This is a genomic window from Pleomorphovibrio marinus (assembly GCF_003347495.1).
In the GTDB taxonomy this organism is placed as follows: domain Bacteria; phylum Bacteroidota; class Bacteroidia; order Cytophagales; family Cyclobacteriaceae; genus Pleomorphovibrio; species Pleomorphovibrio marinus.
The window spans coordinates 159,211-173,873 of sequence record NZ_QCXY01000013.1 but is presented as its reverse complement, the minus strand read 5'-3'; the positions used below and the strand labels follow the sequence as shown (position 1 = coordinate 173,873).

Genomic DNA, 14,663 nt, shown 5'->3' with positions numbered 1-14,663 from the left:
CACATCATTGGGTCATGGGTTCAGGGTAACTAACGTTACCCCTGCACCCCCACGATCCGCGTGTTCGTCTTCTGCTTTCATGACTGCAGGCATTTTTTTCAGTAAATTCCTGGTGAGGTCCCTTAAAACCCCATTTCCCTTGCCATGTATAACCCTGAGGTCCGACAAGCCCAACATATTGGCATCATCAATAAAGGGCTGAAGCAAACTAAGTACCTCTTCAGCTCTTTTTCCCCTAATGTCTAAATTTGGAGAAAAATCCACCATCTTTTGGTTGGCATCAAACCCTATGGATCTGGCTTTCTTTGCTTTTTTGACTACCGTGTTGGAGACCTTTTCCATCCTGTCCAATTTGATTTTGGATTTTAATTCCCCTATACTAATCTCGGCATTTTTACCTTGAATGCTCAATACCTCCGCCAAGGCACCATTGTCTTTTAACCTGACTTGGTCTCCTATCTTGATCTCCCCTCCTATTACTTCAGGTTTAGGCGCAGGCGAAGCCTTCCCCTTCTTGCTCCTTGGGTCGGTTTGCAAGGTGGATTTATGGGCTTCCAGAGACTTCCTCAACTGCAGGGTAGCTTCTTTCTCTGCCTTTTGCTCCTTAATTTGCTTGATAGTATGCTCTATTTTCCTATTGGCATCATCTATAATTGCCTTTGCTTGGACTTTGGCCTCATGGAGGATTTCCTTTTTATTTTCCTCCAAAGAAGATTTTAGCGTATTATATTCTTCCATGCGCTGGGCAAGCAACTTCTCCTTTTTTTGATTGTCGGAAAGTAGGGCCTCATAATTGTTTTTTTCACTCTCCAGTTTAAGCAAAAGTCTGTCATACTTCACTCTTGTCTCCCCCACCTGGGCACGGGCATGAAGGATTATCTCATTTGCTATGCCTATCTTCCCAGCTATTTCAAATGCGAAGGAACTCCCCGGCTTCCCAGTCTCCAACTGATACAGTGGCTCCAACTTATCTACATCGTACCTCATGGCCCCGTTTACCAAACCCGGACTCTTGGAGGCCAACTGCTTGAGATTCCCATAGTGGGTCGTCACCACCCCAAATGCCCCAGCCTTGTTGAGGGCTATCAAAATACCTTCTGCAATGGCTCCTCCAAATTGCGGTTCTGTGCCTGTCCCAAATTCATCGATGAAAAAAATGGTCTTCTTGTTAGAAAATGTGGTGAAATACTTCATGTTCAAAAGGTGGGAACTGTAGGTGCTCAGGTCGTTTTCCAAGTTTTGTTCATCTCCAATGTCAATGAAAAACTGATCAAAAATACAGCAGGTGGATTCGGGATCAACGGGGATCAAAAGCCCACATTGCAGCATATATTGGAGTAGGGCAGTGGTCTTTAGCGCCACTGACTTTCCTCCGGCATTTGGGCCGGAAATCACCAGTATCCTCCTGTTATGGTCTAGGTTCAGGGACAAGGGCACCACCTTTTTTTGCTGCTGTTTAAATGTAAGTTCCAATAGGGGGTGTCTGGCCCCTTTAAAATGGACGTTTTTTTGCTTTACAAGGAGGGGTTTTTCGCTGTCCGTCTGAAGTGCAAATTTTGCTTTGGCACGTATAAAGTCCACCAATCCCAAAAACTGGAAGGATTTTCTAAGTTCGGGTATACATTCCCTAAGAGAGTCGGTAAGTTTGGTGAGTATTTTTTGAATTTCGCGCCGTTCCATATACTCAAGGTCACGGATCTCATTATTGATATCCAAAACCTCCGCAGGTTCTAAAAACACCGTTTGTCCTGTAGCCGACTCGTCATGGATAAAACCTTTTATCCTGCGCTTGTATTCAGCTAGTACTGGGATTACCATCCTTCCTCCCCGAATGGTGATGGAGGCATCATCCGGTGTAAACCCCTGCGCTTTTGCACTTCTGTATATACTGTCCAGTACTTTCCTTAACCTGCTCTCTTCGTACAGCAACTGACCTCTGATTAAGCTGAGCTCCTGAGTGGCATTGTTTTTTATTTTCCCCTTATCATCCATTACCTTGTCGATGGCTCCTAAGAGTGAGCGGTCATCTGCCACCATACCCAGCAATTGGCAAAGCTGGGGGTAATCTTCTTGATGTTTGTCAAAAAATTCCACACAGGCCCAAAGAGTAATCAGACCTAGCCTGACTTGGTGAAACTCATCCTCATAGAGAAAGGTCCCCGGCACCTTGGCTTTTTCAAGATAGGGGTATATATCCACAAAATTGGAGGAAGGGAATTGCTCTCCAGATGTCAAAAGCTTCTTGAACTCATCGGTCTGGTCAATAAGCTTTTGCACCAGCTTTCCATCATTGCAGAAGGCAATTTTTTCCACGAAGTCCACCCCTAACTTACTGGTACAAGCTTCTTTTATCAGGGATTTTATCTTATCAAAATTTATCTTTTCCTCTAAATTTGCAGGGTATGTCTTCATCGTTGGGCAGGTTGTTCCACTCTTTTTTCTATTACCGTCAAAGAATCGATGGTACGGGCATACAACTCTTCCATTTTTATGGCATCTCTCAAGTAAAATTGCAGGCTCTGAAGGTAAACACTGTCACTGACGGCGTGTTTTTCAAAAATTTCCTTTTCTAAGATGGGGTAAAGCCTTTTTGAAGAATCATAAGGTATGGGTAGTGCCTGCACAAACCCCTCCGTTAAATGGATGTCAATCAATATTGCCACCATTTTGTCTTCATTAAGTACACCATCTGGCCTGTTTTTCGCACCACAACCTATCAGTAAGCAACCCAATGCCAACAATAACATAAAATTTCTCACAGCCAAAATTACCATATTCCTAAGACAAATGACAATATGTGATCCTAAAGACGTTTTATTATTCAAATGAGACTGCTAAATTAGGCCTTTCATTCCTAAAAGCTTTATGAACCAACTCGTCAAGAAATTACGAAGGTACGAAATTATGCTCCGAAAAGTGGCAAATAACCACCTGCAAGGTGATTATCAATCCATTTTCAAGGGAGCAGGCCTGGAATTTGACGACCTCAGGCCCTATCAGTACGGGGATGATATACGCACGATAGAATGGAAAGTTTCAGCCAAAGGGCATGGGACTTTTGTTAAAACTTACAAAGAGGACAAAGACCAGTCTGTTTTTTTCCTCCTAGACATTAGTGGTTCACAAGAGACGGGAGGGAAAACGCGAAAAAAAATAGACCTGGGCAAGGAGATAGCTGGCGTCTTAACCTTAGCCGCCGTTTTTGAGGGTAGCCAGGTAGGCTTAGTGTCTTATTCTAACCAAAAAGAGAATTTGGTCATGCCTTCCAAAGGCCCCCGGCAGGCCGTAAAAATAATTAAGGCAGTCTTCAATCACAAAAACAACTCCCTGAAAACTGACTTGAAGGGAATGTTTACCTTTTGTCTCAACCTGATCAAAAAGAGAAGTATAATCATCATTATTTCTGATTTCATAGATGAGGGGTACGAAAATCCCCTGAAAGCTTTGGCCAATAAACACGATGTGGTAGCTATTCAACTGACGGATCCCCTGGAGTCAGCCCTGCCCTCCCTTGGGATTGTTCCCCTCTATGATAAAGAAAATGGTAAAACCACCTGGGTGAACACAGCCTTTGGTGGATTTTCAAAAAAAATATTCAAATCCTTTTATGCAGATAGAGAATCATTGAGGACACTTTGTAAAAAAAACCAAGTCAATTACCTTCAAATAGGTACAGGGCAGGATATTGTGTTACCCCTAATGGAACTATTTAAAACAAGAAACCGTAGCATGAAGCGTGGGTAAATATCTATTTCTGTATTTTATTGGTTGTTTCTCCATTATCTGCTCCTCGGCACATGCTCAGGAGGTACAGGTAGATGGCTATTTCCTAAAGGACTCTGCCAAATTAGGCGAAAGGGTGGGGTACGTACTGAAGGCTAGGTACCATGCCTCCTTGGACATCCTCTTTCCTGATTCTACCTACAACTTTGGGGGTATGGAATTTTTGGAAAAACAGACCTTTACTTCCACCACCCAAGACAGCATTACTTTGGACTCTGCGGTTTATTATTTGTCCAATTTTTCATTGGATCCCACACGCAGGATTAGCCTTCCTGTATATGAGGTATTGCGATACGACAGTATTTCTCACTTTCCTGAGGAAGCCCTGCTGGGACTCGTTTTAACCATAGACGAAATCCCGGAGGGATTAAGTTTCCAAGAAAACAACAGCTACCTCAAGGTTCCTATGGGTTTCAATTATCCCAGGCTTATACTTCTTGGTTTACTTTCCATTGGTATATTGGTAGCCCTCTATTTTCTCTTCGGAAAGAAACTAATGAGCATGTGGTTGGTGTATTTGGAGAGGAAGAAAAGGAAACGTTTTCTGGAAAGATGGAAAAATGCAAAAAGGACGTTATTAGAACAACCCTCTCTGCAATCTGCCGACGAACTACTGGGCTTGTGGAAAAGCTACATGGAATCCCTCACGGGAAAACCATTCCGGGAATGGACATCCACCGAAATCGCCCAACATTTGGCTCTGCCAGATCTTCTCAGGGATTTCAGGAAAATTGAATTGGTCATTTATGCGGACAAAGTGGAGGACGATATTCCAGTTTCTTGTGAAAAACTCAGGGAAGTATCCACCGAAATATTTGAAGACAAAATAAATAAATACCACGTACATGAATGAGACCCTGCCCTATTTGTCGTGGACTTGGTTTTCACCAGAAACCTTCCGCTCTTATGAATGGGAAAACATTTGGGCCTTGCACTTGCTCTGGGTGGTGCCTTTGATCCTATTGATCAGGAAGTTTGCCAAGATCATCAACAACCCTGTTCTGGAATTGTCTGTCCCCAAGCTGGGGTCTAGAAAAAACCCCTGGACATACCTAAGGCTTATACCCATGCTCTTCTTCATGCTTTGCCTTTGGTTGATCGTTATTGCATTGGCCAGACCTCAGCGCACCAACGAAAAGGTGGAACAGTTTACGGAGGGAATAGACATCATGCTGGTATTGGATATTTCAGAATCTATGGACTTGCAGGATTTCACCCCCAACCGGCTTGAGGCCGCAAAAGAAACTGCGATAGATTTCATCGATGGTAGGTTTGGGGACCGGATAGGTATCGTGATTTTCTCAGGTGAGGCCTTTTCTTTGGCCCCTCTCACCACCGATCACGATTTATTAAAGGACCTGATCAAAGACATTTCTTTCAATATGATGGACGCAAAAGGCACAGCAATAGGAAGTGCCCTTTCCGCTGCCACAAATAGGATGAGAGAGTCAGAAGCCCAATCCAAGGTAATGGTACTGTTAAGCGACGGGGACAATAATGCAGGCAATGTAGACCCTGTCTTTGCCGCACAGCTTGCCGCTGCCATGGATATCAAAATTTATACAGTAGCCGTTGGAAAAGATGGTATGGTACCCTATGGAACGGACTTTTTCGGCAGGCCCCAAATGATAGAGAGCTATCTAAATGAAAGTACCCTGAGGGACATTGCCAAAATCGCAGATGGCCAGTTTTTTAGAGCGGCAGACGGCAATGCACTTGACAATATATTTGAACAAATTGATGAATTGGAGAAAGCGGAAATCATAGAGTCCCGATATAAAGAAACCATAGACTACTACAGGGCATACTTGTTTTGGGGAGTAGTTTGCTTCTTTATTTGGCTGGGACTTAAAAATACCTTCTTCAATAATTTTCTGATGGACTGATTTTGTGTTAATTGAAGGAGCCCTTAGGTTAGGCTCCTCCGTATATTTCAACAAATCAACCCATTTCCCATCCCGGTCTTACAGGTTCTTTGATGTATTGGTCTGCCTCTGGGATACCTTTTGCTTTCAAAGCTTCAGCGTCCCATATTATTTTCTGGCCACCCAATCGCAAGGAAAGTACACCTAAAAGGGTAATTTCTGTAAGATGAGCACCATACTCAAAGTTTGCACTCGACTTGGGCCCTCCTTTGATGGCATCTACCCAATCCCGGAAATGCCCCTTACTTCTTGGCAACACCTCTTTGGGTTTTTGAATCCGGTTTGCCAATTCTTCCGGGAAGACCTTGGGAGCCCTATTTCCACCCTCATTGACGATTATCCCCTTTTCCCCGACAAAAAGCGTCCCCCTCGAAGTCCAGTTATAATCGTTCGGCAAATCTTTATGCAATTGGGGTTTCAGTCCCCCAGAATACCAAGTCAATTTTATAGGCGGCAAGCCATTTTTAGCGGGAAAATGATAGTAGCCAATTTCTCCATAGGGGGTAATATCCTCATTGCTAAACCCAGCAGGAAACACCTGTACCGTTTCGGGATAATCCAATTCAAAGGCCCAAGTAGCTGCATCCATATCATGACAGCCAAAATCCCCCAAAGCACCACATCCAAAATCCCAAAAATCCCTCCAGGTTACCGGAGAATACCACTCATGGTAGGGTTTATGCGGAGTGGGGCCTAGCCAAAGGTCCCAGTCAAACCCATTCGGCTTGGTGGAACTTTCCTGAGGCATTCCCTTCACTTCGGGGATCCATCGCGTTGCAGGTACCCAAGAGTGGGTCTCTCGTACTTCTCCAATCACTCCTGCACGAAGGTATTCCACTGTTTCCCTGATACCATTGGTACTGTGCCCCACGTTTCCCATTTGGGTGGCCAAACCTGTTTCTTCGGTCAAATTTTTAATCAGCCTAGCCTCCCAAATATTATGAGTAAGTGGCTTTTCACAATATACGTGCTTACCACTTTTCATCGCCAGATAAGTGATATAGGCATGGGTATTGTCGGGGGTACTGCAACAAATGGCATCTATGCCCTGCTCCTTTTCTAGTAACCTCCTGAAGTCCAAGTATTCGTTGAGTTTAAAGTTATCATCCTTATCCTTATAAAAGTTCTCAACCAATCTTTTTACTGGGCCCCTTCCGGCTATTGACCTATAATAAAAATTTGCCAAATCCCAATATTCCCCAGGATCTGCAATGGAGGTAATCCTGACATCATCCAGCTTCATCAGGTCCTCGGCATTTTGCCGGCCCTTTCCTCCAGCTCCCACCAGTCCGATAGTTACTTTATCACTGGGGGCCACATAACCGGGGCCACCCAATACAGCCCTAGGCACAATATAGAAACCTGCGCCTGCCAATGCGGCTTTCTTTACAAAATCCCTGCGAGGCAAATCCCCCTTTATTTTTGTGTTTTCCTTGTTCATCAATTACGTACAGTTAAATTCTATAAATGCGTTCGGCATTTTTAAAATACAGCAATTCTTTTTCGTCCATCGAAAGGTCAGAAGTAAGGGTCAAAAAGGCCTGCATCCAGTCCATGTAACTGCCGGCCCTTAACACCACTGGCCAATCCCCCCCATATACTACCCTATCTGGGCCGAAAGTATTCATCACATGGTCAAAATAGGGGTGAAGATCCGACACCTTCCAAGAAGATGGGTCTGCTTTTGTGATCATTCCCGAAACTTTGCAGTTTACATTGTCAAGCCTGCTCAACTCCACCAACTGCTCCTTCCAGATTTCCCAATGCTGGCCACTAGCTATGGAGGGGTTGGCAATATGGTTTAGAATAAACTGCATGTTTGGGAATTTCCTTACAAAACTTAGTGCCTCCTTCATAAGATCCGGCTGTATATTAAGGTCATAGTTTAGGCCTTTTTCATCCATCATTTTTGCCCCCTCCAGAAATTGTCTGTTCTGCAGTAGTTCTTTATCCACCCCCTTCCTGATGCTTCTCACTATCTTATGCCCAGCCAATTCCTCCATTTCTTTCCTATACGATTCCCCTTTTTCTAGCGGAAAATAGGCTACCATACCCTGAATCCTCTGATCTTCCCTGGCTCTTTCCTCCACCCACTTTACTTCTGTAAGGTATTGTTCGGGTTTCCTTGCGCATTCCACGAATACCATTTTTTTAATTGGAATTCCTTGTGTGGCTTGGCTAAAATCCTTCACCAAAAAATCCCTGTCCAAAATCCCACTTAACCATGGGTAATCCATTACTGACCTGTCCCATAAGTGAAGATGGGTATCTACAATCGGGGTTTCTTCCCCCGCGGTTATCCAAGCAGTTGGTTTAAGGCTTACTGCCATTGCCCCAAGAGCGGCCCTTTTAATAAAACTTCTTTTGTCCATTTCAATGGGGTGGGTTCAGCTATGTTTATGCGTTGATTTCCGGGGTTTCCAGTCTTGCAATAGAGGCATTAATCTCCTCCTGGCTTAATTCGTGTTGTTGGATTTTACCTGCAAAATAATCCTCATAAGCCTTCATGTCAAAATTGCCATGACCGCACAAGTTAAACAGGATGGTCTTAGAGGTTCCCTCTTCCTTGCACTTCTTGGCTTCTGCGATAGCTGTGGCAATTCCATGGTTAGCTTCTGGGGCAGGGATCACACCTTCGGCCCGTGCGAATAGGACTCCTGCCTCAAATATTTCAAGGTTGTCATGGGCACTGGCCTCTATTAGGCCATCTTTGAGCAATTGACTCACGATCACTCCGGCACCATGATACCTCAGCCCACCTGCATGTATAGGGGCGGGGATGAAGTCATGCCCAAGCGTGTACATAGGCAAAAGCGGTGTCATTCCTGCCGTGTCACCAAAGTCGTACCTGAACACCCCTCTGGTCAGTTTAGGGCAAGATGCCGGCTCGCTTGCCACACACCTAATGTTTTTACCTTCTTCCAGGTTTAAGCGGATAAAAGGAAACGAGAGCCCTGCAAAATTAGACCCGCCTCCAAAGGGAGCAATTACGATATCGGGCATGTCCCCCGCCTTTTCCAATTGCTTGATTGCTTCCAAACCAATGATGGTTTGGTGGAGTTTGACATGATTGAGCACACTTCCCAATGCATATTTGGTGTCTTCTCTGGTAGCTGCCATTTCTACTGCCTCCGAGATTGCTATTCCTAAGGATCCCGGAGAATCAGGGTTAGCTGCAAGGATATTCCTTCCTGCCTGTGTCCTTTCAGAAGGCGAGGGATATACTTCTGCTCCCCAGGTATTCATCATGATCTTCCTATACGGTTTATCCCTATAGGAAAGCCTCACCATATATACCTCACAGGTTATCCCAAAATGCTGGCAGGCAAAACTTAATGCACTTCCCCATTGCCCGGCTCCGGTTTCTGTTGTTATCCTCTTTATGCCTTCTTGCTTGTTATAATAGGCCTGAGGAATAGCCGTATTGGGTTTGTGGGAGCCAGAAGGGCTTACCCCTTCATATTTATAATATATTTTCGCAGGTGTATCCAGGGCTTTTTCCAGGCCATATGCCCTGTATAGGGGGGTAGGGCGCCAAATGCTGTAGATATGCCTTACCTCATCGGGAATGTCTACCCATTTATCCGTAGTAACCTCTTGCTTGATTAGGGCTTCGGGAAAAAGTGGGGCTAAAGAGTCAGGCCCAATAGGCTCCAGTGTTCCGGGATGCAGAGGTGGCAAAGGCTTATTGGGCATGTCGGCAATCACGTTGTACCATTTCTCTGGTATTTCGTGGTCTTCCAGCAAAATCTTTCTTTTTATCATGGATTTGGTTTGGTGGGTTTATTTTGGATGAATTAATTGTTTTTATCTGACAAATTTCGAATATTCTTAAGCGATTCCGGGTTGTTCAGCAGATAGGCTTCTACCCCTTGGTTATTAATGCCTACCAACAACAACTGCAAATGGGCCATTTTCACAGGTTGCAAAGATTTTACATCCCCCAAAAAGAGCAGTCCCGTATCCTTTTTGGGTAGGGTTTTAAACGATCCACTACCATCTCCCAAAAACACCTGCCCAAAGTTTGCATCCATAACTCCGAGGCGTAGCCTGGTTGCATTTTGATTTCCTCCCAGGATAAAGTCCAAGTGCCCGTCCCCGTTAAAATCCATCACAGAAATAGCATAGACTGGAGCAAATTGTGCCTCTATAGGAAGCTCATGCACCTTAAAGCTCCCATTTTTATTTTCCAAATACAGGGTCCTCAACTCATCTGCCCTAAGCGATTTGGCTTTTTTTATTTGATCCTTGCTCAAAACATCCGATAGAGTAGCATCTGCAAAGGAAGCGTAATCGGTAAACTTACTACGCATACTATACATTTGATCCAGTAATTCGTCACGGCTCATAAAAGGGTAGGATTTGCCCTGTATATATTGCGTGAGAATGGGGTCTATGGATCCGTTATCATCAAAATCACCATACACCAACTCAATCGGCATCTCCGGGGAAGCCTGAAGTTGGGAGTTGAGGCCAAAATTCCCCAGAATTAAATCCAGGTCACCATCCCCGTCAAAATCTCCGACGGCTAGCGAAGACCACATTCCGTTCAATGGATCTTCAAAGAAATTTTCGGTTTCGTTTTCGAAACCCTTCCCTTCCTGGTTGATGAACACTTGCACCGGCATAAATTCGCCCACGACCACCAAATCCATCCACCCGTTCTTATTTACATCTATCCAGGCCGCATCCGTGACCATACCAATGTTTGAGAGTTCAGGGCAAAAATCCTTTGTAACCACCTTAAAATTTCCCTTCCCGTCATTTTTTAGCAAATAGGAAGTCGGTGCTAGCGGGTATTCACCGGGGATCACCCTCCCCCCAACAAACAAATCCACGTGGCCATCACCGTCAAAATCTACTGGCCTTACACAGGAACCACTAGTTTTCATATCGGGTAAAGAAGACATGGCTTTTTTGAAATTCCCTCCTCCCTGGTTGATATACAACCTGTCCTGCAGTGCTTTATCGCCCTTTTCGTAATCATTGTATCCACCGCTCACCAGGTAAATATCCTGCCAGCCATCCCCGTTGGCATCAAAAAACACAGCATCTGCATCCGTGGAAGCCATGTCCTGGGATAAATCAAGACCCTGTGATTCTATAAATTGTCCGGTGGATACCTGAAAGAAAAGTTTTCCGGGATGCTCCTCCGAGCCTCCTACAAAAACATCCGAAAACCCATTATTATTGACATCCCCAACGGCCATGACTGGCCCACATGGGGAAAGCATGTGGTTTAACAAAGGCTGCCGCTTGAAGTCATTGTATCCGAGTTCCACATGCTCAAATTTAACAGGGGGTACGATCTGGGTAAATAATGGATCATCCACTTTGCCGGAAGGCTTTTCAGAAGGATGATTTGCCTCTTTTTCCTCCAAAGCTATAACCCTATCCGCTGAAATTCCTCTCACCCACTGTGTTCTTCCGGAAGGCCAAGTCACCTTTAAGGAATCTACTTCGGCATTTTTGCCAAGCCCAAAGTGTAATCGAGGACTTACAGAGGATTGGAAACCCCGTGATGGCTGCTGTTCTAGGAACTGTTCCCCATTTGGGGTAAATAGATGAAGCTTTGCCCCCAACCCGAAAGTGTTTTTCCCCTCACCCTTGAGATTTACCTGAAGAAAATGGTCAGAATTTCCTTCGTTTTTATAGATACCCGCATGACCGTTTAGGTGGTTTACCACTAAATCCAGGTTCCCGTCATTGTCCAAATCCGCATAAGCAGCACCATTGGAAAAACCTGGTTTCGAAAAACCCCAATCTTTGGTTTTGTCACTGAAGGTGAGGTCCCCGTTGTTTTTGTAGATGTAGTTATGCACCGGGGTAGACGTCATAGTGGTAACTAGATGCAAGGTATCCGCAGTCTCCTTAGCCCTGGCTTTTTGAAAATAATAGTCGCTTTTGTATTTCAAAAAATCCCTATTGGTGTAATCCCGAAAATAGCCATTGGAAACAAACAGGTCTTTCCATCCGTCATTGTCAAAATCTGCAAATAGCGCCGCCCAACTCCAATCAGTGTTGGAGACACCAGCTAGTTGCCCTATTTCACTAAATAGACCATTTCCATGATTTAGGTGCAACATATTCCGCATATTTTGATGGTAAAACCCCTTCATTACCATCAAGGCATATTGTTCGTAATTTTCTGGGCCATATAGTAGCTTTTGCCTTTTATTATCCTCAGGAAGCATGTCCAGGGTATAAATGTCCGGTAAGCCATCATTATTGATATCACTGATATCAGAGCCCATAGAAAAATAAGAGATATGCTGAAGGTAAGCACTTAGGCTTTCGGTAAAAGTCCCATCCCCATTGTTGATATACAAATAATCCGGCTCTATGTAATCATTAGATATGTATAGATCCGGATAGCCGTCCCCATTGACGTCTGATGCCGCCACCCCAAGGCCAAACCCCATGGAATTTCCCATGATGTTGGCTTCTTTGCTTACATCCACAAATTTGCCATTGTCATTTCTGAAAAGCTTGTCCCCGGCATTTGGGTTTCTGTCCCTTCTATTCTCGTCAAACTCTATTTCATTAATCACACTGGTATTGTGGTTAAGCAGATACATATCCAAGTCCCCATCCAGGTCATAGTCGAAGAAAAGGGCATGAATGCTGTTTGAGGGATCGTCTAAGCCAAATGAACTGGCTTGCTCCTCAAAGGTGCCATCTCCTTGATTAATGAAGAGTTGATTCCTTCTTTTCTCCGGGTCTCCCTTGCCAGAATAGCATACATATATATCCAACCAACCGTCTCCATTGACATCGGCCATTACCACACCAGTGGTCCAGGCATCCTTTCCTTCCACCCCGGCTTCTTTCGTAATGTCCTTGAATTTGAAGTTTCCTTGGTTGAGGTATAGCTTATTAGATACCATATTCCCCGTGAGGTAAATGTCATCCAGGCCATCATTATTGATATCGCCTATTGCTACCCCTCCGCCATTGTAGAAGTATTCGTAAGTGAGAATATTGGTTTGTTTATCCTCCTTTAGACTATTTTGGAATTTAATTCCCGTCTTTCTCGGTGCCAGTTCCTCAAACTTCTGTTGACCCCACACAGGATACATCCAACCTGTTAGGAGAAAGGAAACCAATATTGCCCTACCCTTCCAACTATTGCACATGACTATGATAATTTGTTTTAGCTTCCCAGTATAATTTCGGGGAAAGTGATTAAGAAAACTTACAGTAACTATTCGTTAAACTGAAGATACTCTAAGATAAATAACGTGATAATACCCCTAAGCATCAAGTAAAAGGAAAGGAAAATCTTCAAATTCGCTGCTATTCTTTATGATATAAACCATTTGTAGCCACCAAACCCATTATTCCGAATTAGCCATATTAAAACAGGCTCTCAAAATATTTAGTATGTTTGGGGTCAGAATGATAAAATCCATGAATCTGTACTTCACCGTTTCAAATCGCCCATTAAAAAAAATCCTAACTATGTCACGTTTTTATTTGATCAGCCTTGTGGCTGTATGGGTTTTTTCCTGTAAGCAAAAAAAGGAAAGCGACTTGGTATGGGATGTTAATTTCTCCCAGATAGGCTCACAATCCTCGCCCAGATCAGTGGATCTGAACGGAGATGGGATATTGGATTTCGTGATGGGGGCGGGAAAGAACGAGTTTCAGGAAAGTGACATGGGAATCCTTGCCATAGATGGGTCGGACGGGGAACTCCTATGGGCTCATCCCTCTGAAGATCAGGTTTATGGTGCCCCTGTCTTTCAGGATATAAATGACGACGGGGTTCCAGATATCTTTATTGGAGGAAGATCCCCCTATTTCAAAGCCATTGATGGCAAAACCGGAAATTTACTTTGGGAATACAGGTATGACTATGAGGATCATCCGGTGTTGCAATACGCAAGGTTCAACTTCAATACTGCGGTACTTGTTCCCGATCAGAATGAAGACGGCATCCCTGATTTATTGGTGTCTAATGGCGGCAACTATGAAGCCCAACCTTACCTTACCGAAAACCGCTTTCCGGGAGTCCTTATGGTGTTTGATGCTAAAACCGGAAATATCCTCGCTGCAGATACGTTGCCGGATGGCAAGGAAACCTACATGTCCCCTGTGGCTTTCCAACAGCCCGGTGAAAAGGCCACTCAAGTGGTTTTTGGCAGTGGGGGAGAAACCATTGATGGGTCGCTATATGTGACCAAACTGGAGGATTTAATGAACAATGACCTTTCCAATTCCATCCCTATCGCCAGGGAGAATGGGCATGGCTTTATCGCCACCCCGGTAATAGCAGACATAAATCAGGATGGCATGTACGATATCATAGCCATATCTCACGCAAGCACCGCAGTGGCCATAGACGGAAACACCTTGAAACCCATATGGGAAAACCAGGTGCCAGGCACGGAGTGCAGCAACAGTTTTGCGGTGGGTCAATTCACAGATGATGACACCCCCGATTTTTTCACTTTCGTTTCCCAAGGGGTTTGGCCGGAAAATACGGGTTCTGTACAGGTATTATTCGACGGCAGTACAGGTGAAATAGTCTTTACCGACTCCCTGGGTTGTACGGGTTTTTCCTCTCCTGTGGCCTATGACCTGAACAATGACGGAATAGAGGAGGCCATCATCAGTATCAATGAGTTTGATTGCAATCGGTTTATCGGGGATCAAAGTTCCTTTGCTGTGGAAAACAGGCTTTTGGTTATCGATTTTAAGACCGGTAGCCATTATTCGATAGACCAGACCAAGGGGTTTAAGAATATTTTTAGCACGCCATGGATAGGGGATATAGACGGGGATGGTTTTTTGGATTTGGTACATTGCCAGTATTACAGCCATTCGGATTTACTTTCTTTTTTGGGTATGCGTGTAAAGCGGATTGACCTACCCATCAAAGTGCGGAAAACCCCGGTTTGGGGAGCTTATATGGGTTCTAACAACGATGCGATTTACCCCATACGCTAAAAA

General features: G+C 44.4%; 10 protein-coding genes. 4 read left to right on the top strand and 6 right to left on the bottom strand.

The window, feature by feature from the left end; translation table 11 throughout:
* Positions 1 to 12: 12 nt before the first annotated feature.
* Together DB520_RS24445 and DB520_RS24440 are read right to left on the bottom strand one after the other, a co-directional pair.
* A complete protein-coding gene (locus DB520_RS24445; protein ID WP_114752408.1) occupies positions 13 to 2,412 on the bottom strand; it encodes an endonuclease MutS2 in 2,400 nt (799 codons plus the stop codon).
* Entirely contained in the window at positions 2,409 to 2,747 is a 339-nt protein-coding gene (locus tag DB520_RS24440) for a DUF4296 domain-containing protein (RefSeq protein ID WP_114752457.1), read from the bottom strand. The genes DB520_RS24445 and DB520_RS24440 overlap by 4 nt, the downstream gene beginning before the upstream one ends.
* A 118-nt stretch (positions 2,748 to 2,865) precedes the next feature.
* Here DB520_RS24440 and DB520_RS24435 point away from each other — a divergent pair, with 118 nt between their 5' ends.
* The 3 genes from DB520_RS24435 to DB520_RS24425 are packed head-to-tail and all read left to right on the top strand — an operon-like array spanning position 2,866 to position 5,669.
* Complete coding sequence (locus tag DB520_RS24435) at positions 2,866 to 3,744, top strand: DUF58 domain-containing protein (protein ID WP_114752407.1); 879 nt, start codon at positions 2,866 to 2,868, stop codon at positions 3,742 to 3,744.
* Positions 3,737 to 4,636 (top strand): hypothetical protein, encoded by a 900-nt coding sequence (locus tag DB520_RS24430; protein WP_232835138.1) that lies wholly within the window; start codon positions 3,737 to 3,739, stop codon positions 4,634 to 4,636. The genes DB520_RS24435 and DB520_RS24430 overlap by 8 nt, the downstream gene beginning before the upstream one ends.
* A complete protein-coding gene (locus DB520_RS24425; RefSeq protein WP_114752406.1) occupies positions 4,629 to 5,669 on the top strand; it encodes a vWA domain-containing protein in 1,041 nt (346 codons plus the stop codon). Before DB520_RS24430 ends, DB520_RS24425 begins: the two co-directional genes overlap by 8 nt.
* 55 nt (positions 5,670 to 5,724) lie before the next feature.
* On the opposite strand, the gene DB520_RS24420 is transcribed toward DB520_RS24425, so the two are convergent.
* The 4 genes from DB520_RS24420 to DB520_RS24405 are packed head-to-tail and all read right to left on the bottom strand — an operon-like array spanning position 5,725 to position 12,844.
* Positions 5,725 to 7,149, bottom strand: coding sequence for a Gfo/Idh/MocA family protein (locus DB520_RS24420; protein ID WP_114752405.1), 1,425 nt, complete (start codon positions 7,147 to 7,149; stop codon positions 5,725 to 5,727).
* 13 nt (positions 7,150 to 7,162) lie between these two features.
* Positions 7,163 to 8,080, bottom strand: a complete 918-nt coding sequence (locus DB520_RS24415) for an amidohydrolase family protein (RefSeq protein ID WP_114752404.1) — start codon at positions 8,078 to 8,080, stop codon at positions 7,163 to 7,165.
* Positions 8,081 to 8,105: 25 nt separating this feature from the next.
* Positions 8,106 to 9,473, bottom strand: coding sequence for a TrpB-like pyridoxal phosphate-dependent enzyme (locus tag DB520_RS24410; protein WP_114752403.1), 1,368 nt, complete (start codon positions 9,471 to 9,473; stop codon positions 8,106 to 8,108).
* Between the two features lie 32 nt (positions 9,474 to 9,505).
* The gene (locus DB520_RS24405; protein ID WP_232835137.1) at positions 9,506 to 12,844 is read right to left on the bottom strand and encodes a VCBS repeat-containing protein; all 3,339 of its coding nucleotides are present in this window, start codon (positions 12,842 to 12,844) and stop codon (positions 9,506 to 9,508) included.
* A 325-nt stretch (positions 12,845 to 13,169) separates the two neighbouring features.
* Here DB520_RS24405 and DB520_RS24400 point away from each other — a divergent pair, with 325 nt between their 5' ends.
* Positions 13,170 to 14,660, top strand: coding sequence for a PQQ-binding-like beta-propeller repeat protein (locus DB520_RS24400; RefSeq protein WP_114752402.1), 1,491 nt, complete (start codon positions 13,170 to 13,172; stop codon positions 14,658 to 14,660).
* Positions 14,661 to 14,663 lie beyond the last annotated feature (3 nt).

Excerpts from the sequence above, each read along its gene's own strand:
- DB520_RS24445 (WP_114752408.1), bottom strand. The coding sequence starts at position 2,412 with ATGAAGACATACCCTGCAAATTTAGAGGAAAAGATAAATTTTGATAAG.
- DB520_RS24440 (WP_114752457.1), bottom strand. The coding sequence starts at position 2,747 with ATGTTATTGTTGGCATTGGGTTGCTTACTGATAGGTTGTGGTGCGAAA.
- DB520_RS24435 (WP_114752407.1), top strand. The coding sequence starts at position 2,866 with ATGAACCAACTCGTCAAGAAATTACGAAGGTACGAAATTATGCTCCGA.
- DB520_RS24425 (WP_114752406.1), top strand. The coding sequence starts at position 4,629 with ATGAATGAGACCCTGCCCTATTTGTCGTGGACTTGGTTTTCACCAGAA.
- DB520_RS24420 (WP_114752405.1), bottom strand. The coding sequence starts at position 7,149 with ATGAACAAGGAAAACACAAAAATAAAGGGGGATTTGCCTCGCAGGGAT.
- DB520_RS24415 (WP_114752404.1), bottom strand. The coding sequence starts at position 8,080 with ATGGACAAAAGAAGTTTTATTAAAAGGGCCGCTCTTGGGGCAATGGCA.
- DB520_RS24410 (WP_114752403.1), bottom strand. The coding sequence starts at position 9,473 with ATGATAAAAAGAAAGATTTTGCTGGAAGACCACGAAATACCAGAGAAA.
- DB520_RS24405 (WP_232835137.1), bottom strand. The coding sequence starts at position 12,844 with ATGTGCAATAGTTGGAAGGGTAGGGCAATATTGGTTTCCTTTCTCCTA.
- DB520_RS24400 (WP_114752402.1), top strand. The coding sequence starts at position 13,170 with ATGTCACGTTTTTATTTGATCAGCCTTGTGGCTGTATGGGTTTTTTCC.